The 21,096-nt window shown below is 61.3% G+C and carries 13 protein-coding genes; 12 read left to right on the top strand and 1 reads right to left on the bottom strand.

All coding sequences use genetic code 11. From position 1 onward, the window contains the following. The first annotated feature begins 16 nt into the window (after nt 1-16). The 12 genes from AB4N85_RS09300 to AB4N85_RS09245 all read left to right on the top strand — a co-directional run bounded on the left by AB4N85_RS09300 (nt 17) and on the right by AB4N85_RS09245 (nt 20,665). A complete protein-coding gene (locus AB4N85_RS09300) occupies nt 17-1,423 on the top strand; it encodes an NAD(P)/FAD-dependent oxidoreductase (RefSeq protein WP_056789827.1) in 1,407 nt (468 codons plus the stop codon). A 31-nt stretch (nt 1,424-1,454) separates the two neighbouring features. After that, the gene (locus tag AB4N85_RS09295) at nt 1,455-1,799 is read left to right on the top strand and encodes a cupin domain-containing protein (protein ID WP_252867673.1); all 345 of its coding nucleotides are present in this window, start codon (nt 1,455-1,457) and stop codon (nt 1,797-1,799) included. Between the two features lie 55 nt (nt 1,800-1,854). Then, nucleotides 1,855-2,940: a polyamine ABC transporter substrate-binding protein gene (locus tag AB4N85_RS09290; protein WP_252867672.1), complete on the top strand. Its 1,086-nt coding sequence runs from the start codon at nt 1,855-1,857 to the stop codon at nt 2,938-2,940. Between the two features lie 462 nt (nt 2,941-3,402). Then, a complete protein-coding gene (locus AB4N85_RS09285) occupies nt 3,403-4,848 on the top strand; it encodes a serralysin family metalloprotease (protein WP_056789836.1) in 1,446 nt (481 codons plus the stop codon). Between the two features lie 91 nt (nt 4,849-4,939). Continuing rightward, nucleotides 4,940-5,362, top strand: a complete 423-nt coding sequence (locus AB4N85_RS09280; RefSeq protein ID WP_159894617.1) for an AprI/Inh family metalloprotease inhibitor — start codon at nt 4,940-4,942, stop codon at nt 5,360-5,362. A 179-nt stretch (nt 5,363-5,541) separates the two neighbouring features. After that, nucleotides 5,542-7,314: a type I secretion system permease/ATPase gene (locus AB4N85_RS09275; protein WP_252867671.1), complete on the top strand. Its 1,773-nt coding sequence runs from the start codon at nt 5,542-5,544 to the stop codon at nt 7,312-7,314. After that, nucleotides 7,311-8,660: an HlyD family type I secretion periplasmic adaptor subunit gene (locus tag AB4N85_RS09270; protein WP_460067821.1), complete on the top strand. Its 1,350-nt coding sequence runs from the start codon at nt 7,311-7,313 to the stop codon at nt 8,658-8,660. Before AB4N85_RS09275 ends, AB4N85_RS09270 begins: the two co-directional genes overlap by 4 nt. Nucleotides 8,661-8,662: 2 nt before the next feature. After that, nucleotides 8,663-10,033 carry a TolC family outer membrane protein gene (locus AB4N85_RS09265; RefSeq protein WP_460067818.1) on the top strand — a complete coding sequence of 457 codons (1,371 nt, stop codon included), beginning with the start codon at nt 8,663-8,665 and terminating at the stop codon, nt 10,031-10,033. Nucleotides 10,034-10,493: 460 nt separating this feature from the next. Continuing rightward, complete coding sequence (gene eprS / locus AB4N85_RS09260; RefSeq protein WP_460067816.1) at nt 10,494-13,439, top strand: autotransporter serine peptidase EprS; 2,946 nt, start codon at nt 10,494-10,496, stop codon at nt 13,437-13,439. A gap of 245 nt (nt 13,440-13,684) precedes the next feature. Then, nucleotides 13,685-16,762: an autotransporter serine protease gene (locus tag AB4N85_RS09255; RefSeq protein ID WP_252867668.1), complete on the top strand. Its 3,078-nt coding sequence runs from the start codon at nt 13,685-13,687 to the stop codon at nt 16,760-16,762. Between the two features lie 57 nt (nt 16,763-16,819). Further along, entirely contained in the window at nt 16,820-18,508 is a 1,689-nt protein-coding gene (locus tag AB4N85_RS09250) for a polyurethane esterase (RefSeq protein ID WP_252867667.1), read from the top strand. A 303-nt stretch (nt 18,509-18,811) separates the two neighbouring features. Beyond that, nucleotides 18,812-20,665: a polyurethane esterase gene (locus tag AB4N85_RS09245; protein ID WP_460068336.1), complete on the top strand. Its 1,854-nt coding sequence runs from the start codon at nt 18,812-18,814 to the stop codon at nt 20,663-20,665. 142 nt (nt 20,666-20,807) lie between these two features. Here the strand turns inward: AB4N85_RS09245 and AB4N85_RS09240 are convergent, their stop codons facing one another. Next, on the bottom strand, nt 20,808-21,032 hold the full coding sequence (locus AB4N85_RS09240) for a YgdI/YgdR family lipoprotein (protein WP_016774830.1): 225 nt from the start codon (nt 21,030-21,032) through the stop codon (nt 20,808-20,810). Nucleotides 21,033-21,096 lie beyond the last annotated feature (64 nt).

Raw genomic sequence — 21,096 nt, 5'->3', positions numbered from 1 at the left:
AGTGGCGGAGTCTGGCATGTCGGCGTGGCGCACGATCAGTTTGTGGATGGATCAGCTCGATGAACCGCTGCTGGCGCGCCCTGCGCTTGAGCGGGATCTAGATGTCGACGTGGCGATCATCGGCGCCGGTTACACCGGACTGTGGACGGCGTACTACCTGAAAAAACAGGCGCCCGGCCTGGATATCGCCATCATCGAGGCGCAAACCGCCGGGTTCGGTGCGTCCGGACGCAATGGCGGCTGGCTGATGGGTAACTTGCTGGGTGAGGATCGCTTGCTCGCAGGCTTATCGCCGCAGCAACGGCGGGCGTCGTTTGATCTGCTGCACAGCATTCCTGATGAAGTAGAGATCGTCGTTGAACGCGAAGGCATCGACTGCGATTACCGCAAGGGCGGGGTGCTTTATTGTGCTGCGCGCTACCCAGAGCAGGAAACCGTTCTGCGCGATTACCTGAACAAGCTGCATGCCCAAGGCCTGACTGACGACGATTACCGCTGGCTGAGTCCCGAGCAACTGGCCCAGCAGATCCGCGTGGCCAAGCCCTACGGCGGCATCTTCGCCCCCCATGTCGCGACCATTCACCCAGCGAAACTGGTCCGTGGCCTGGCGCGTACCGTGCAGAACATGGGCGTGAAAATCTACGAAAACAGCCCGGTTACCCACTGGCAATCCGGCAGTTTGCGCACGGCCAAGGCCAGCGTACGCAGCCGCTGGATCGTCCCGGCCGTGGAAGGCTATTCGGTGACGTTGCCGCCGCTTGGTCGCTATCAGTTGCCGGTGCAAAGCCTGATCGTCGCCACCGAGCCGCTGTCCGCCGCGACCTGGGACGAAATCGGCCTGAATCGCGGCCAGGCCTTCAGTGAGTTCAGCCGTCAAGTCACCTATGGCCAGCGCAGTGCCGACAACCGCCTGATTTTCGGCGCCCGTGGCGGCTATCAGTTCGCCGGCAAGCTGCGCCATGACTTCAACCTCACTCGCGATGAAGTCGAGTTGCGCCGCTATCTGTTCGGCGAACTGTTCCCGCAGCTGAAAAATGTGCAGATCACCCACGCTTGGGGCGGCAACCTCGGCATGTCGCGGCATTTCAAACCGCACATGCTCTGCGACCGCGCCAACGGCATCGCGCTATCGGGCGGTTACGGCGGCGAGGGCGTCGGCGCCAGCAACCTTGGCGGGCGCACCCTGGCCGATCTGATTCTCGAGCGCGATAGCGAGCTGACCCAACAACCGTGGGTCCTGCCCGACGGTGGCATTCACGCGCTGCGTGCCTGGGAGCCAGAGCCATGCCGCTGGCTCGGCTACAACGCGATCATCAAAAGTTTCGTGCATGAAGACCAGACGCTGGCCAATCCGGCGACCGCGCCCTGGCGGCGCAAGCTCGCCAGCCAAGTCGCCGGGTTCATGGAAGGTTTCATGCACTAACCGCCGTTTCCCTCAACAAACAGGTCACGCCATGAGCATCACCCAATTCAAGAACACCGCCGCGCTCGAACTCGAGGAGTCCAACCCGGTCGCTGTGCCCCTCGGCGAACCTGTCGCAATTGCCTCGACCACCAGCGTCGAGCGCGATGACGGCGTTGAAACCGGCGTCTGGGAATGCACCCCGGGCCGCTGGCGGCGGCAGATCACCGCGCAGGAGTTCTGCCATTTCATTTCCGGGCGCTGCACCTTCACCCCCGACGGTGGCGGCGAAACCCTGCACATACAAGGCGGCGACGCACTGATGTTGCCAGCCAACACGCTCGGGATCTGGGATATCCAGGAAACCGTGCGCAAGAGCTACGTGCTGATTTTCTGATTGTTCGATCCTTTGATTGCCTGCCAACAAAAAAAGCCCATACAGGAATCGCCCCATGATCCAGAAAACCCTCGCATTGGCGCCGCTGCTGCTGGCCGCTTCCGTCAGTCACGCGGCCGAGACGGTCAAGGTCTACAACTGGTCCGACTACATCGCCCCGGACACCACGAAGAATTTCCAGAAAGACACGGGCATAGGCGTCACCTACGACGTCTACGACAGCAACGAAACCCTCGACGGCAAGTTGATGACCGGCAAATCCGGTTATGACGTGGTGTTCCCGTCGAACCACTTCATGGCGCGGCAGATTCAGGGTGGGGCGCTGAAGAAACTCGACAAGAGTCAGTTGCCGAACTGGAAGAACCTCAATCCAGCGCTGCTCAAGGCCCTGCAGACCAACGACCCGAACAACGAGCACGGCTTTCCGTACCTGTGGGGCAGCACTGGCATCGGCTACAACATCGCCAAGGTCAAAGCGGTGCTGGGCGACAACGCGCCGGTGGATTCCTGGGATCTGATCTTCAAACCCGAATACATGGAAAAACTGCAAAAGTGCGGCGTGGCGATCCTCGACAACGGCCCGGAACTGCTCCCGGCGGCACTTAACTACCTCGGCCTGCCGCACCACAGCAAGAATCCCGAAGACTACAAAAAAGCCGAAGCTTTGCTGATGAAAGTGCGGCCCTATGTCAGCTACTTCCATTCCTCCAAGTACACCAGTGACCTGGCCAACGGCGACATTTGCGTAGCAGTCGGCTTTTCCGGTGACATCCTGCAAGCGGAGAACCGCGCCAAGGAAGCCAAGAACGGCGTTGAGATCGGTTATGCGATTCCCAAGGAAGGCGCGGCCATCTGGTTCGACATGGTCGCCATGCCCGCCGACGCACCGGACGAAAAGGCCGGCTACGCCTTCATGAACTACCTGCTGCGCCCGGACGTCATGGCGGGCATCACCAACTACGTGCACTACGCCAATGGCAATGAACAGGCGGACACGCTCATCGATCCAGCGATCAAGAACGACACCAAGGTGTACCCGAGCCCGGAAATGATGGGCAAGCTGTTCGCGCTGGAAGCGATGCCGCTGAATATCGACCGGATCCGGACGCGGGTTTGGAACAAGATTCGTACCGGCAGCTGAGTTTTTTCAGGCAACGTACAAGACCCCTGTGGGAGCGAGCCTGCTCGCGAAGCGGTTTGTCATTCGACTCTTATGTTGACTGGCTTGGCGCCTTCGCGAGCAGGCTCGCTCCCACATTTGTTATTCAATGAATCAGCATAGTTGATATCAAAGCACTGGCACCGCTGACTGAAAGTGTGACTTGCCCAACAAATTCAAACTTAGCGATATTTAATATTTAAATAGAAAATCGTCAGACAATTTCCGCCCTCGCTACAACTAAAAACAATCTTTCCTCCCCGCACGCTTTGTTTACGGCAGTTTCCTGATACCACCAAATTGGATCGCAAAAAAATCCTTTACGACAGATTTCCAATTGTGTCAGGTTCGTTACGCCTTCATTGGGCGAGTGATAGGACGATCTCGCCAAAGATCGTCCTGTCGGACAAAAACTGTTCCATTGCTAAACAAGGAAGTGTGTTTATGTCGAAAGTTAAAACCAATGCTGTTGATTCCGCCGAACAGGCTTTCCAGCTGGCTGCCTTCAGCTCGGCGTACAACCAGATCAATAGCTTCAGCCATCAGTATGACCGTGGCGGCAACCTCACGGTCAATGGCAAACCCTCGTACACCGTCGATCAGGCGGCTACGCAATTGCTGCGTGACGGCGCTGCCTATCAGGACAAGGACAGCAGCGGCAAGATCGAACTCACCTATACGTTCCTGACCTCGGCCTCGAACAGCACGATGAACAAGCACGGGATCACCGGGTTCAGTCAGTTCAGCGCGCAGCAACAGGCGCAGGCCAAGCTCGCCATGCAGTCCTGGGCCGATGTGGCCAATGTCACCTTCACCGAGAGAGCCTCGGGCGGCGACGGGCACATGACCTTCGGTAACTACAGCGGTGGCCAGGATGGCGCTGCGGCGTTTGCCTATCTGCCGGGGACCGGCGCCGGTTATGACGGCACCTCGTGGTACTTGATCAACAGCGGTTACACGCAGAACAAGAACCCGGATCTGAACAACTACGGTCGTCAGACCCTGACCCACGAAATCGGCCATACCCTGGGCCTTGCTCACCCTGGCGACTACAACGCCGGCAACGGCAACCCGACCTACAACGACGCGACCTACGGCCAGGACACCCGTGGCTACAGCGTCATGAGTTACTGGAGCGAGAGCAACACCAACCAGAACTTCAGCAAGGGCGGCGTCGAAGCCTATTCGTCCGGCCCGCTGATGGACGACATCGCAGCCATCCAGAAACTCTACGGCGCCAACACCACCACCCGCACCGGCGACACCACCTACGGCTTCAACTCCAATACCGGCCGCGATTTCCTCAGCGCGTCGTCGTCGAGCGACAAAGTGGTGTTCTCGGTGTGGGATGCCGGCGGCAAGGACACCCTGGATTTCTCCGGTTTCACCCAGAACCAGAAGATCAACCTCAACAGCGCTTCGTTCTCCGACGTTGGCGGCATGGTCGGTAACGTGTCGATCGCCAAGGGCGCGGTCATCGAGAACGCGATTGGCGGTTCGGGCAGCGATCTGTTGATCGGCAACAGCGTGGCCAACGAGCTCAAGGGCGGTGCCGGTAACGACATCCTGTACGGCGCTGGCGGTGCCGACAAGCTGTGGGGCGGCGCCGGTTCGGACACTTTCGTGTTCGCCGCCAGCTCGGACTCCAAGCCAGGTGCGATCGATCAGATCCTCGATTTCGTCAGCGGTCTGGACAAAATCGACCTGACCGGCATCACCAACGGTGCGGGCCTGCACTTCGTCAACAGCTTCACCGGTTCGGCCGGCGACGCAGTGTTGACCTCGTCGGGCGGCAATAGCCTGTTGTCGGTGGATTTCTCCGGGCATGGCGTGGCTGACTTCATCGTCAGCACCGTTGGCCAGGCAGCGACCAGCGACATCGTGGCGTGATGTGAAAGGAAAGCGGCGCCTCGTGCGTCGCTTTCTTCGCTTGCATCGGCCTGATCCCCGAGCAAGGCTACGAGCGGAAGTGAAATTTCCTATGACTCGATACGTTTTAACTGACACGACGATGGCATGGCTGATGGCAGTCACGCTGATGATGACCGGAGCGACAAGCATGGCAAGCAGCCTCAGACTCGAAGAACCCTCGGCATTCGCCGGGCGCTGGCAGGCCACATTGACCGGTCACAACGACACACCCGAAACGCGGTCGTTGCAAGACAAGCCGTCGAACACATGCGTTGTCGATCTTGCGCCAGACAAGACCTTGGGCGAGGGCGCCGATTGTCTGGGCGCGTGGTTGAGCGAAGCCCCGATTGGTTGGTTTCCAGAACCCGATGGCATTGCCATCACTGGCAAGGATGGTTCGAAAATCGCCTTTTTCAGCCGCCGGGGGGATGGCTCTTACACAAGCAGGTTGAGTTCGCAATTGCTTATCTTGCTCGAACGCGTCGGGCACTAAGCGGTGGCTGGGTAGTTGCGCGAAGTTGATGTACTGCAATAACTGAGCGTTATAACCGCGAAGCCGATCAACTTGTTATGAAATTGTAAGCACTACTTGCAAATGATCTTTGGCAGGTACGCGAAATATCAATGGAATGCTCGTCCGCACCGACGAGACTATGAACTCAGGAAGAATCAATGAAGATGGCGAAGTCTCCGGCCGCTCCGTTAATCAAGGCATTGGGCGACTATAAAAGCATTCTGATCAGCGTCGGTTGTTTCACTGCGTTGATCAACGTGCTGATGCTGGTGCCGTCGATCTACATGCTGCAAGTTTACGACCGGGTGCTGTCGTCACAGAACGAAACCACTCTGGCGATGCTGTCGTTGATGGTGGTCGGGTTCTTCGCCTTCATCGGCCTGCTGGAAGTGATCCGCAGCTTTATCGTCATCCGCATCGGCAGCCAATTGGAGCGGCGCTTCAATCTGCGCGTCTATCAGGCCGCGTTCGAGCGCAACCTGTTCAAGGGTGAGGGTAACGCCGGGCAGTCGCTGGGCGACCTGACCCACATCCGCCAGTTCGTCACCGGCCCGGCGCTGTTCGCCTTCTTCGATGCGCCGTGGTTCCCGGTCTATCTGTTTGTCATTTACCTGTTCAACGTCTGGCTTGGCGTGCTGGCCACGGCAGGCGCGTTGCTGCTGATCGCACTGGCCTGCCTCAACGAATACATGACCAAAAAACCGCTGGGCGAAGCCGCCGGTTTTTCCCAGCAGTCCAGTCAGTTGGCTACCAGTCACTTGCACAACGCCGAAACCATTCAGGCGATGGGTATGCTCGGCTCGCTGCGCAAGCGCTGGTTCGGGGTGCATTCGCGCTTTCTCGGCTTGCAGAACCAGGCCAGCGACACCGGCGCGGTGATCAGTTCGCTGAGCAAGACCTTGCGTCTATGCCTGCAATCCCTGGTGCTGGGCCTGGGCGCGTTGCTGGTGATCAAGGGCGACATGACTGCGGGGATGATGATCGCCGGTTCGATCCTGATGGGGCGCGTACTGAGCCCGATCGATCAGTTGATCGCCGTTTGGAAGCAGTGGAGTGGGGCGAAGCTGGCTTACCGGCGCCTTGATGCGTTGTTGCAGGCGTTTCCGCCTAGCGACGAGGCGATGGCACTGCCGGCACCGAAAGGCCAGATCAGCTTCGAACAAGTCAGCGCCGGCCCGCCGGGGCAGCGTGCGGCCACTTTGCACATGGTCAATTTCAATCTGAGTGCTGGCGAAGTGCTCGGCGTGCTCGGCGCGTCTGGTTCCGGCAAGTCGACGCTGGCTCGAGTGCTGGTCGGCGTGTGGCCGGTTCTGGGCGGCACGGTGCGCCTCGACGGTGCCGATATTCACCGCTGGAACCGCGACCAGCTTGGTCCCTACATCGGTTACCTGCCGCAAGACATCGAATTGTTCAGCGGCAGCATCGCGGAGAACATCGCGCGCTTCAGCGAAGCCGACCCGCAAAAAGTCGTCACCGCCGCGCAACAGGCCGGTGTCCACGAGATGATCCTGCGCCTGCCGCAAGGTTACGACACGCAACTGGGCGAGGACGGCAGCGGCTTGTCCGGTGGCCAGAAACAGCGCGTGGCCCTGGCCCGCGCGCTATATGGCACGCCGAGTCTGGTGGTGCTCGATGAACCCAATTCCAACCTCGACACCGTCGGCGAAGCCGCACTGGCCAGCGCCATCGCGCAACTCAAGGCGCAAGGCACCACGGTGATTCTGGTCACGCACCGTTCTTCGGTGCTGGCTCAGGCTGACAAATTGCTCGTGCTCAACGATGGCCGCTTGCAGGCGTTCGGCCCGAGTCAGGATGTGCTCAAGGCACTGTCCGGCCAGCACGAACAGCAACGCGAAAAAGCCGCACAAACACCGGGCGGGCTCAGCATGAGCCGGCAGTATCAGCCCTCGACAAGGAATTCGGGTGTATGAGCAGCGCCAGCATGAACACTGAAAACGAAGCGAACATGGAACACGCCTACCTCACCGAGCGCCCGGAGCGCGATGCGAAATTCTTCGCGCGCATGGGCTGGATTCTGGCCATCGTCGGCGCTGGCAGTTTCTTCACCTGGGCGGCACTGGCGCCGCTGGATCAGGGCATTCCGGTGCAGGGCACGGTGGTGGTCTCGGGCAAGCGCAAGGCCGTGCAGTCGATGAGCAGCGGCGTGGTCAGCCGGATTCTGGTGCGCGAAGGCGAGATCGTGAAGCAGGGCCAGCCGCTGTTCCGCCTCGATCAGACGCAGGTTGCCGCCGATGTGCAATCGCTGCAGGCGCAGTACCGCATGGCTTGGGCCAGCCTCGCGCGTTGGCAAGCTGAGCGCGACAACCTCAAGCAAGTCAGCTTTCCGGCCGAGCTGAGCAACGACCCGGACCCGCGCCTGGCGCTGGTGCTGGAAGGCCAGCGGCAACTGTTCAGCAGCCGCCGCGAAGCGTTCTCCCGGGAACAAGCGGCACTGCGCGCCAATATCGAAGGCGCCACTGCACAACTGGCCGGCATGCGCCGCGCGCGCAGCGACCTCAATGCCCAGGCCAGCTCTTTGCAACAACAACTGAGCAACCTGCAACCGCTGGCCGACAACGGCTACATCCCGCGCAACCGCTTGATGGACTACCAGCGGCAACTGTCGCAAGTGCAGCAGCAACTGGCGGAAAACACCGGTGAAAGCGGGCGTGTGGAGCAGGGCATCCTTGAGTCACGCCTGAAGTTGCAGCAGCACGGCGAGGAATACCAGAAGGAGGTTCGCACGCAACTGGCCGATGCGCAGCTCAAAAGCGTGACGCTGTCCGAACAGCTGACCTCCGCCGGTTTCGACCTGCAACACAGCGAGATCCTCGCCACCGCCGATGGCGTGGCAGTCAACCTCGGCGTGCACACCGAAGGCGCTGTGGTGCGTCAGGGCGAAACCCTGCTGGAGATCGTTCCGCAAGGCACCACCTTGGAAGTAGAGGGGCACTTGCCGATCAACCTGATCGACAAGGTCGGCACGCATTTGCCGGTGGACATCCTGTTTACCGCGTTCAACCAGAGCAAAACCCCGCGCGTGCCCGGCGAAGTCAGCCTGATCTCCGCCGACCAGATGGTCGATGAGAAAACCGGCGTGCCGTATTACGTGTTGCGCAGCAGCGTCAGCGATCAGGCCATGGAAAAGCTCAACGGCCTGGTGATCAAGCCCGGTATGCCGGCGGAAATGTTCGTGCGCACCGGTGAGCGTTCACTCCTCAACTATTTGTTCAAACCGCTGCTCGATCGCGCCGGTTCCGCGTTGACCGAGGAATAAGGATGTTCGGCTGTATGAAAAAGCTTTGCATGCTGGGGGCCGCAATGACGCTGCTCGCGAGTCACTCGGCAGTCGCGGCCATGGGGCCATTCGAGATTTACGAACAGGCATTGCGCAACGATCCGGTGTTTCTCGGTGCAATCAAGGAGCGCGATGCTGGCCTGGAAAACCGCGTGATTGGCCGCGCCGGCCTGCTGCCACGCATCGGTTACACCTACAACAAGGGCCGCAACTCGTCCAAGGCGACGTCTCTGGATGATCGCGCGCGCAACCGCACCGATGAGCGCAACTACAACAGTTACGGCTCGGCGCTCACGGTGCAGCAACCGCTGCTCGATTACGAGGCTTATGCGGCGTATCGCAAAGGTGTGGCGCAGTCGTTGTTTGCCGACGAAGCGTTTCGCGGCAAGAGTCAGGAACTGTTGGTGCGCGTGCTGGATAACTACACCAAAGCCTTGTTCGCCCAGGACCAGATCGACATCGCCCAGGCGAAGAAAAAGGCCTACGAGCAGCAGTTCCAGCAGAACGAACACATGTTCAAGCAGGGCGAGGGCACGCGCACCGATATTCTTGAAGCCGAGTCACGCTATGAGCTGGCGACTGCCGAGGAAATCGAAGCGCGCAACGAGCAGGATGCCGCCTTGCGTGAGCTGGGTGCGCTGGTGGGCGTGCCGGCGGTGGATATCGGTGATCTGGCGCCGCTTGGTCAGCAATTCCAGACCTTCACCCTGCAACCGGCCAACTTCGACACCTGGCATGAACTGGCGATCAGCAACAACCCGAACCTCGCTTCGCAGCGTCAGGCCGTGGAAGTGGCGCGCTATGAAGTCGAACGCAACCGCGCCGGACATCTGCCGAAAGTAAGCGCCTATGCCTCGATGCGCGACAACGAGTCCGAAAGCGGCAACACCTATAACCAGCGCTACGAAACCAACACCATCGGCCTGGAAGTCAGCGTGCCGCTGTACGCCGGCGGCGGGGTGTCGGCCTCCACACGTCAGGCCAGCCGCACCATGGAACAGGCCGAATACGAACTGGATGGCAAAACCCGCGAAACCCTGATCGAACTGCGCCGACAGTTCAGCGCGTGCCTGTCCGGAGTGAGCAAATTGCGTGCTTATCAGAAGGCTTTGAAGTCGGCGGAAGCACTGGTGGTCTCGACCCGACAAAGCATTCTGGGCGGCGAACGCACCAATCTCGATGCGTTGAACGCCGAGCAGCAACTGTTCACCACCCGCCGGGATTTGGCCCAGGCACGCTACGACTACCTGATGGCCTGGACCAAATTGCATTACTACGCCGGGACGCTGAATGAGCAGGATCTGGCGCGGGTGGACGAAGCATTTATGGTCGCGCAACAGCCCTCACCCTAACCCTCTCCCAGGGGGAGAGGGGACCGATCCGGGGAGATTGGCGAGATGCACCGACTTGAACGAGCTGTGCTGAATCCGTAATCGACTGGTTTTCCAGGTCGCTGAATAACTGAACACAACACGGTCGGCTCCCTCTCCCTTTGGGAGAGGGCTGGGGTGAAGGGAACGGGCGACACCGCAGGATCTGAGGCTTTGCACCGAGACGTTAATGAGCAGGATCTGGTGCGGGTGGACGAAGCATTTGTGGTCGCGCAACAGCCCTCACCCTGACCCTCCCAGAGGGAGAGGGGACTGACCGAGTGGCCTGCGATAGCTGCATCGACTTGAGCGACCGAGCAGGCCGCAGGTTTTGATATCAACACAAATCGGCTCCCTCTCCTCGGGGAGAGGGCTGGGGTGAGGGGAACAGGCGACATCGCTATCAGCCCTGAACAAAACAACAAAAACGAGAATGATGACCATGGACGTACGCATCAAGCCGATTTCGCTCGGCACGCTATTGCTGGTGACCTCGGCAACGCAGGCGCAATACCTGGAACCCGGCCAGCCCGGCAATCCGGCCAGTTGGCGCAGCGCCGAGTTCTTGCGCGACTGGGGCCTGGAACGCATGCAGGCCGATCAGGCCTACGCAGCCGGCATCACCGGCAAGGGCGTGAAAATCGGCGCGCTCGATTCCGGTTTCGATGCCGCCCACCCCGAATTCTCCGCCGACCGTTATCACCCGGTAACCGCCAGCGGCAGCTACGTCGATGGCTCAGCGTTCAACGTCGACGGCACGCTCAACCCCAACAACGATTCCCACGGCACCCACGTGGTCGGCACCATGGGCGCCGCCCGTGATGGCCGCGGCATGCACGGGGTGGCGTACAACGCGCAAATCTACGTCGGCAACACCAACAAGAACGACAGTTTCCTCTTCGGCCCCAGCCCTGATCCGCGTTATTTCAAAGCGGTCTACGACAGCCTCGCCAATGCCGGGGTTCGAGCGATCAACAACAGTTGGGGCAGTCAGCCGCCGGATGTCAGTTACCGCACTCTCGCGGATCTGCACGCCGCCTACGCGCAACACTGGAACAAGGGCACCTGGCTCGACGCCGCTGCCGATGTTTCCCGGCGCGGCGTGATCAATGTCTTCAGCGCCGGCAACAGCGGCTACCCGAATGCCAGTGTACGTTCGGCTCTGCCGTACTTTCAGCCGGATCTGGAAGGTCACTGGCTGGCGGTGTCCGGGCTCGATCAGAGCAATCAGCAGAAATACAACCAGTGCGGCATCGCCAAATACTGGTGCATCACCACACCGGGGGCGAAGATCGACAGCACCATTCCCGGTGGCGGTTATGCGATCAAGTCCGGTACCTCGATGGCGGCGCCGCACGCGACCGGCGCCCTGGCGCTGGTGATGGAACGTTATCCGTACATGACCAACCAGCAGGCGCTTGAGGTGCTGCTGACCACCGCCACCCAGCTCGATGGCTCGGTCACGGACGCACCGAACGAGCGGGTCGGCTGGGGCGTCGCCAATCTCAATCGGGCGATGCGCGGGCCGGGGCAATTGCTCGGTGCGTTCGACGCGAATCTGGGGGCAGGGCAGCGCGATGTCTGGAGCAACGACATCTCCGACAACGCGCTGCTCCAGCGTCAAAAAGAAGACCTCGCCGAGCGCAGCACCTGGCAGCAAACCCTACAGGACAAAGGCTGGCAGAGCGGTGTCCCGGCCGGCGCCAGTCAACAGGACCAGACCGATTACGCCGTTGGCATGCTGCGTGATGCGGCAGCGGCAAACCGGGTGTATGAGGGCAGCCTGATCAAGTCTGGAGCCGGGCAATTGCTGCTCAGTGGCGCAAACACCTATCGCGGTCCGACTACCGTCAACGGCGGTCTGCTGACCGTCAACGGTTCGCTGACCTCAGCGGTCACCGTCAACGACAGCGGCACCCTCGGCGGCTCCGGACGCATCGGCGCGTTGACCGCCAACAGCGGCGGCCGGGTTGCACCGGGCAATTCCATCGGCACCTTGAACGTCGCTGGTGATGTGACACTCGCCCCGGGCTCGACTTACGCCGTCGAGCTATCGCCCACCAGCAGCGACCGCATCGTTGCCGGCGGCACGGCAACCGTCAGCGGCGCCAGCGTCAGCCTGGCGCTGGAAAACAGCCCGACCTTGCTCAGCAGCGCCGAAGCGCAAAGCCTGCTCGGTCGCCAGTACAACATCCTGCAAGCGGCCGGCGGCGTGCAGGGGCAGTTCGCTGCGGTGGTGCCGAACTACCTGTTCATCGGCGGCGCCCTCGACTACGCCGCAAGCGGCATCCAGCTGAATATCCAGCGCAATGCCACCAGCTTCGCCAGCGTCGGGCAAACGCCGAACCAGCGCTCGGTGGCCGCTGCAGTTGAAGGTCTGGGCGCCGGCAATTCGGTTTACGAAAGCGTGCTTCGTGCACCGACTCAGGCCTCGGCCCAGCAGGCCTTCCAGCAACTGAGCGGCGAGATTTATCCCGCGCTGGGGACAATGCTGATCAACGACAGCCGCCAGTTGCGTGATGCGGTTGGCGAGCGGCTGCACGATGAATCGGCGACACGCAGCAATGGCTGGATCAAAGCACTCGGCGCCTGGGGCAGTACCGATTCGGGCCACGACACGGCGGGCTACAACACCTCGATCGGCGGCCTGCTGGCGGGGGTCGACGGCGCGCTGGACGAGCAGACCCGCATCGGTCTGGTCACCGGTTATAGCGACAGCTCGTTGAACATGGGCTCGGGCACCCATTCTTCGGCGAAAGTCGACAGCTATCACCTCGGCACTTACGCCGCACACGATCTCGGCGCCTGGCGCTTGAGCACTGGCGCGGCCTACAGCTGGCATCGCGGCGATGTGAAGCGCGATCTGCAATACGACGAGGTCAGCGCCAAGCAGAAAGCCAAAGTTGACGCGACCACCACCCAAGTCTTCGGCGAAGCGGCTTATCGCTTGCAGCTGCAACGTTTGGCGCTGGAACCGTTCGCCAACCTGACCTACCTGCATCTGGACACCGAAGGCTTCACCGAAAAGGGCGATGCCGCTGCGCTGAAAAGCTCGGGCGATCAGCGCGATGTGGTGCTGAGCACTCTGGGCGTACGGGCGAGCAAAACCTTCAACCTTTCCAGCCAGCAAGCGCTGGACGTCAGCGCCCGTCTCGGCTGGCAGCACAGCCTCAGCGATATCGAATCGGAGCAGCATTTGCGTTTTGCCAGCGGCGGCACGCCGTATTCCGTGGAGAGCTCAGCGCTGGTACGCGATGCCGCACTGGTCGGCGTGCAGGCCAGTCTGGCCTTGAGCAAGGACGTGCGGGTCAACCTCGATTACAACGGCCAACTGGCCAGCCGCGAGAAGCTGCACGGCGTTGGCCTGAGTCTGAACTGGCAGTTCTGATTGCATGTGTTTGAGTCACCGTGGCGAGGGGATTTATCCCCGCTCGACTGCGCAGCAGTCGCAAAACCTGATCGTTCCCACGTGCAGCAAGGGAATTGATCGTCCCCACGCTCTGCGTGGGAACGCCTCCAGGGACGCTCCGCGTTCCAATGGGACGCGGAGCGTCCCGGGCTGCATTCCCACGCGGAGCGTGGGAACGATCAAGGCAACCGGATTTTTCGCAACATCACTAAGGAAGGTCGTGGATGGATAACAACAATACCCCCGCGCAATCGGGTGGCCGCTTTGCCCTGAAAACCCTGACAGTCGCCATGCTCTGTGCCAGTGCGATGGCACAGGCAGCGCCTTACGTTGAAAACGGCCGCAGCGGCGATCCGTCGAGCTGGCGCAGCAATGAATTCAAGGCTGACTGGGGCTTGGGCGCGATCGGCGCGGATTACGCCTACGCCGCCGGCTACACCGGCAAAGGCGTGAAGCTGGGCATCTTCGATCAGCCGGTCTACGCCGCACATCCGGAGTTCTCCGGCAGCAACAAAGTCGTCACCCTGGTCACCAGCGGCATTCGCGAATACACCGACCCTTACATCCCGGTAAAGGCCGGCGATGCGTTCCTCTATGACGGTTCACCCTCGGTCGGCTCCAACGGCAAGCTCGGCGCCCATGGCACGCACGTCGGCGGCATCGCGGCGGGCAGTCGCGACGGCGGGGTGATGCACGGTGTTGCATTCGGTGCGCAGATCATCAGTGCCGATAACGGCGACCCAGGCCCGGAAGACGGCATCGTGCGCGGCAACGACGGCGCGGTGTACAAGGCCGGTTGGGATGCGCTGATCGCCAGCGGGGCGCGGATCATCAACAACAGCTGGGGCATCGGCATCACCGACCGCTTCGACCTCGGCGGCCGCGATCCGGCGTATCCGCATTTCACCGTCAACGACGCGCAATTGCAGTTCAACGAAATCCGCACGCTGCTCGGCACCAAACCCGGCGGCGCTTACGACGGCGCCATTGCCGCCGCACGCAGCGGCATCGTCACCATTTTTGCCGCCGGCAACGATTACAACCTGAACAATCCCGACGCCATTGCCGGCCTGGGTTATTTCGTCCCGGACATCGCGCCGAACTGGATCACCGTCGCCGCGTTGCAGCAGAACCCGGACACCGCCAGCGCCAATCCGTACGTGATCAGCACGTTCTCCTCGCGCTGCGGCTATACGGCGAGTTACTGCGTCTCGGCGCCGGGCACCAAGATCTACAGCTCGATCATCGAAGGCACCAACGCCGGCAACCTGACCACCAGCTACGCCAACTACAACGGCACCTCGATGGCGGCGCCGCATGTCGCTGGTTCCATCGCCGTGCTGATGGAGCGCTTCCCGTATATGTCCGGCGATCAGGTCGCCAGCGTATTGCGCACCACTGCGACCGACCTCGGCGCACCGGGCATCGACGCCTTGTACGGTTGGGGCATGATCAACCTGCGCAAGGCCATCGATGGCCCGGCGATGTTCGTGACCGAGCAGGACATTCCCGAGGAATTCCGCGTGCAGGGCGCTTACGGTTCCGGCCAGTTTGTCGCTGATCTGCCGGGCATCGGTGCGATCATCGATCAGGGCAAACCTACCGAGCGGGTGTGCAGCGATATCACGTGCGGCCTCGACACCTGGCGCAACGACATCGGCGGCCATGGCGGTCTGACCAAGCAAGGCATCGGCACCCTGGTGCTGACCGGCAATAACACTTACAGCGGGCCGACCCTGGTCAATCAGGGTCGACTGGCCATCAACGGTTCGCTGCAATCGGCGGTCACCGTCAACAATGGCGGCATCCTCGGCGGCAATGGCCGCATCGGCGCGCTGGCAGTGAACAGCGGCGGTACAGTGGCGCCGGGCAACTCCATCGGCACCCTGAACGTCGCCGGTGACGTGACCTTCGCGCCGGGTTCGACCTACGCCGTAGAGCTGTCGCCAACCAGCAGCGATCAGATCGTTGCGGGCGGCAAAGCCATCATCGACGGTGCCACGGTGAGCCTGTCGCTGGAAAACAGCCCGACCTTGCTCAGTACCGGCGAAGTGCAAAGCCTGCTCGGCACTCGCTACAACATCCTGCAAGCGGCGGGCGGCATTGAAGGGCGCTTCGGTCAGGTCTTGCCGAATTACGCCTTCCTTGGCGGCACTCTGGATTATTCGGCGGGCGGCATTCAGCTGGCGGTGGGGCGCAATGAGGCATCGTTCGCCAGCGTCGGTCTGACGCCGAACCAGCGCGCCGTTGGTGCGGCTGCCGAACGTCTGGGGGCGGGCAATGCGCTGTTCGAAACCCTGTTGCTGTCGCCCAACGCGGCGTCGGCGCAGCAGGCCTTTCAACAGTTGTCCGGCGAGATTCACCCGGCCATCGGCACGCTGCTGATCAACGACAGCCGCTACCTGCGCGAAGCCGTCGGCGAGCGCCTGCGTGAGCGTGATCTGTTCAACGCCGATGCGCCGACTGATGAGCGCAGCAACGTCTGGGTCAAGGTCCTCGGCTCGTGGGGCGAGAGTGACGGCGGACACGACAATGCCGATTCCAACAGCTCCATCGGTGGGCTGCTGGCCGGTGTCGACGGTCTGATTGCTGAAGATACCCGTCTCGGTTTCGTCACAGGTTACAGCGACAGTTCGTTGAGCATGGGCAGCGGCACGCATTCGTCGGCGTCGGTCGACAGCTACCACTTGGGTGCGTATCTGGGCCATGAAATCGACGCGTTGCGCCTGACCGTCGGCGGCGCCTACAGCTGGCATCGCATCGACGTCAAACGTGATCTGCAGTTCGGCGACGTCAGCGGCAAACAGAAAACCAAGCGTGACGCGACCACCGCGCAAGTGTTCACCGAGGCCGCATACGATCTGGGCCTGCAACCGATGAACCTGGAGCCGTTCGCCAATCTGTCCTACGTGCACCTCAACACCGACAGCTTCACCGAGAAGGGTGACGCTGCCGCGCTCAAGGGTGGTGAAGACAACCGCGACGTGGTGCTGTCGACCCTCGGCGTGCGCGCCAAGCGCAGCTTCGCTGTGTCGGACAAGCATCAGTTGGAACTGGGCGCCAGTCTCGGCTGGCAGCACAACCTGAGCAGCGTCGATGCCGACAGCCATCTGGCCTTCGCCAACGGCAATAGCGCGTTCACCGTGCAGAGCGTGTCGATGGATCGTGACGCTGCCGTGGTCGGAGTGCGCGCCGGGCTGGCGCTCAATCGCGACGTGCGGGTCAACCTCGACTACAACGGCCTGATCGGCTCGAACGAGAAGGATCACGGCGTCGGTCTGACCCTCGACTGGCAGTTCTGAGGCGTAACCGGCAGCGCTTCTGGGCTGCCGGTTTTTCAAGGAAAAGGAGCGCTGCACATGGGATTGTTCGATTACAAAAATGCCGACGGCAAAGGGGTGTACAGCGACGCCATCGCACTGACGCTGTATGCCTACACGCCCACCGGCAAACCATTGCCGGCCACGGCGTGGGCACCGGTCACGGCGACGGCGCTGGGCTATCAGGGCAAGGTCGGCGTGCAAGGCACGTTCTTCGGGGAACAGGATGGCTTCACCAGCGCCGAGGCCGAAGTGCTCGGCAAGTACGACGCCGCTGGCAAGTTGATCGGCCTTGGCATTGCCTTTCGCGGCACCGGCGGGCTGGGTTACAGCGACACTTTCGGTGATCTGAAAAACAATCTGCTCGCCGCGGTCGGGCCGTCGGATTACGCGAGCAACTACGCGAAAAACGCGTTCGACAATCTGCTCAACGCCGTCGCCGATTTCGCGATCGCCAACGGCATTGCCGCCAACGATGTGCTAATCAGCGGCCACAGCCTCGGCGGGCTTGGGGTTAATAGCGTTGCTGAATTGAGCGCGGACAACTGGGGCGGCTTCTACAAGGATGCCAATTACATCGCCTTCGCCTCGCCGACCCAGAGCAGCACCGGCCCCCAGGTGCTCAACATCGGTTTCGAAAACGATCCGGTATTTCGCGTGCTCGACGGCACCACGTTCAGCACGGCGTCGATGGGCAAGCACGACAAGCCGCACGAATCGACCACCGACAACCTCGTCAACTTCACCGATAACTACGCTTCCACGGCGCAGAACCTGGTGCCGTTCAGCATCGCCAACCCGCTGAACTGGTCGGCGCACAGTTCGCTAGGCTACGCCGATGGCTTGAATCGGGTGATCGATTCGGCGTTCTACAACCTGACCGAGCGCGACTCGACAATCATCGTTGCCAATCTCGAAGAGGCATCGCGGAGCAAGACCTGGGTCGAGGACCTGGGCCGCAGCGGCGAGCCGCACAGCGGCAGCACCTTCATCATCGGCACGCAGAGCAGCGACTGGCTCAAGGGCGGGGCGGGTAACGACTTTCTTGAAGGGCTGGGCGGCGACGATCGTTTCCGTGATGACGGCGGCTACAACGTCATTTTTGGCGGGCAGGGCCATAACACCTTCGAACTGCAAAAGCCGTTACAGAACTTCAGCTTCGCCAACGACGGCGACGGCACGCTGTACGTGCGCGACGCCTACGGCGGCGTCAGCCTGACCCGCGACATCGGCGCGCTGGTCAGTAAAGAGGCCGGTTCGTGGTGGGGCAGCAAGGAGATCACCTGGGGCGTCACCGCCAAGGGCCTGAGCAACGGCAGCGAACTGACCCAGTACAACCATTCGCTCAGCGGTGATGGCTACGGCAATGCCTTGCATGCCACGGCCGACGGCGACTGGCTGTTCGGCCTCGGCGGCGATGATCAACTGATCAGTGACAAGTCGCAGGTGACTTTCGTGGGTGGCGCCGGCAACGACGTGATGACGGCGGTGGGTGGCGGCAACACCTTCCTGTTCAGCGGCGCGTTCGGTTTCGATGCGATCAATGGTTATCAAGGCAGCGACAAACTGCTGTTCATGGGCGTCGCGGGCGCGGGACAGGGTTATGACTACAAGCAGCATGCCGCGCAGTCCGGCGCTGATACCGTGCTGAAAGTCGGCGATTTTGCCGTGACGCTGATTGGCGTCGGCGTGGCTAACCTGACGGATTCGAGTTTCGTCTTTGCCTGATTCCGAAGGTGCAGGAGATCTCATTGTGGGAGCGAGCTTGCTCGCGAAAACGGTGGGTCAGGCGATTGTGATGTTGAATGTGCTGCCGCCTTCGCGAGCAGGCTCGCTCCCACAGGTGCGGCGTACACATGAACGTTCCCACGCTCTGTGTGGGAATGCAGCCGGGGGCGCTCTGCGTCCCAAAAGAACGCAGCCTTCGGCAGCTCCTACAGAGGATGTGCAAGATGTAACGAATGCTCCAGAGCCCCGCGCTCTGGCTGTGAGCTATCTCTGACAATTCCAACAACAAGAGAGGCAATGGCAATGGGTGTATACGACTACAAGAACTTCGGCACAGCCGATTCCGCGGCGCTGTTCAGCGATGCCATGGCGATCACGCTGTATTCCTATCACAACCTCGATAACGGCTTCGCCGCCGGTTATCAGCACAACGGCTTCGGCCTGGGCCTGCCGGCGACGCTGGTCACCGCGCTGATTGGCGGCACCGATTCGCAAGGGGTGATCCCCGGTATCCCGTGGAATCCCGATTCGGAAAAACTCGCCCTCCAGGCCGTACAGAAGGCCGGCTGGACGCCCATCACCGCTGCGCAATTGGGCTACGACGGCAAGACCGATGCACGCGGGACGTTCTTCGGCGAGAAGGCTGGCTACACCAGCGCGCAAGTGGAAATCCTCGGCAAATACGACGCCCAGGGGCATCTCACCGAACTGGGTATCGCCTTTCGCGGCACCAGCGGTCCGCGCGAAATTCTCATTGGTGATTCGATTGGCGACGTGATCAACGATCTGCTCGCGGCGTTCGGCCCGGCCGATTACGCAAAAAACTACGTCGGCGAAGCTTTCGGCAAACTGCTCAACGATGTCGTCGCATTCGCCCGGGCCAACGGCCTCAGCGGCAAGGACGTACTGGTCAGCGGCCACAGCCTGGGCGGTCTGGCGGTGAACAGCATGGCCGACCTGAGCGGTGGCAAGTGGGGCGGATTTTTCGCCGATTCCAACTACATCGCCTACGCCTCGCCGACCCAGAGCAGCGGCGACAAGGTGCTGAATATCGGCTACGAAAACGACCCGGTGTTTCGTGCCCTCGACGGTTCGACCTTCAGCAGTGCCTCGGTGGGTGTGCACGATGCGCCGCACACATCCACCACCGACAACATCGTCAGCTTCAACGATCACTACGCCTCGAACGCCTGGAACGTGCTGCCGTATTCGATACTGAATGTCCCGACCTGGATTTCGCACCTGCCCACTGGCTACGGCGACGGCATGACCCGCGTGCTGAAGTCGAAGTTCTACGACCTGACCAGCCGCGACTCGACGATCATCGTCGCCAACCTCTCCGACCCGGCGCGGGCCAACACTTGGGTGCAGGACCTCAACCGCAACGCCGAAACCCACAAGGGCAGCACCTTCATCATCGGCAGTGACGGCAATGACCTGATCCAGGGGGGCAGCGGCAATGACTATCTGGAGGGCGGCGCCGGCAACGACAGCTTCCGCGACAACGGCGGCTACAACGTCATTCTGGGCGGGCAGGGCAACAACACGCTCGACTTGCAGCAAACAGTGAAGAACTTTGATTTCGCCAACGACGGTGCCGGCAACCTGTACATCCGCGATGCCAACGGCGGGATCAGCATTACCCGCGACATCGGCAGCATTGTCAGCAAAGAGCCGGGTTTTCTCTGGGGCGTGTTCAAGGACGACGTGTTGCACAGCGTCACGGCCACGGGGCTGAAAGTCGGCAGCAACCTCACCGCTTATGAGTCGAGCATGAAAGGCACGGCTGCCAATGACACGCTCAAGGCGCATGCGGGCGGTGATTGGCTGTTTGGCCTTGAGGGCAATGATCATTTGCTCGGCGGCGCGGGCAATGATGTGTTTGTCGGCGGCGCTGGCAATGACCTGCTGGAATCGGGCGGCGGGGCGGATACGTTTCTGTTCCACGGCGCGTTCGGCCAGGATCGGGTCGTTGGCTATACGGCCGATGACAAACTGGTGTTTCTCGGCGTACAGGGTGTGTTGCCGGGGGATGATTTGCGCGCCCATGCCTCGGCGGTCGGGCAGGATACCGTGCTGACATTTGGCGGGGATTCGGTGACGTTGGTGGGGGTGGCGCTGGGGAGCCTCAACAGCGACGGGATCGTGATTGCCTGATGGTTATGCGGCGCCAGTAATGGCGCCATCGCTGGCAAGCCAGCTCCCACAGAGTCCGAGTCGTACATCCACGCTGTGAACGACATAAGACCTGTGGGAGCGGGCTTGCCCGCGATTGAAGGATAACGCGGTAATTATCGGATCAGTCTTCCTTACGCACGGTCGCGACTTCATCGGCGCGAACCTTGACCTTGGCGCCGGAAATGTCCTCGAACTCATAGAAACCATCTTCGGTCTCGGTCTTCGGCATGTCCTCAGTCAGGTACTGGGTGCCGTTCTGCAGCGTCACCACGGTCTGGGTCGAACAGCCGCCCAGCGCCAACAGGGCTGCGACTGCTACAGGAATACCCAGCATCTTGATTTTCATACCCACCTCTGACTCCTTGCTTGAATGTGATTGCGGGCATTGTCGGCCCTGTAACGCGGTTGGT

This window comes from Pseudomonas sp. H1_G08 (assembly GCF_054681355.1).
This window is presented reverse-complemented; position numbering and strand designations above follow the sequence as displayed.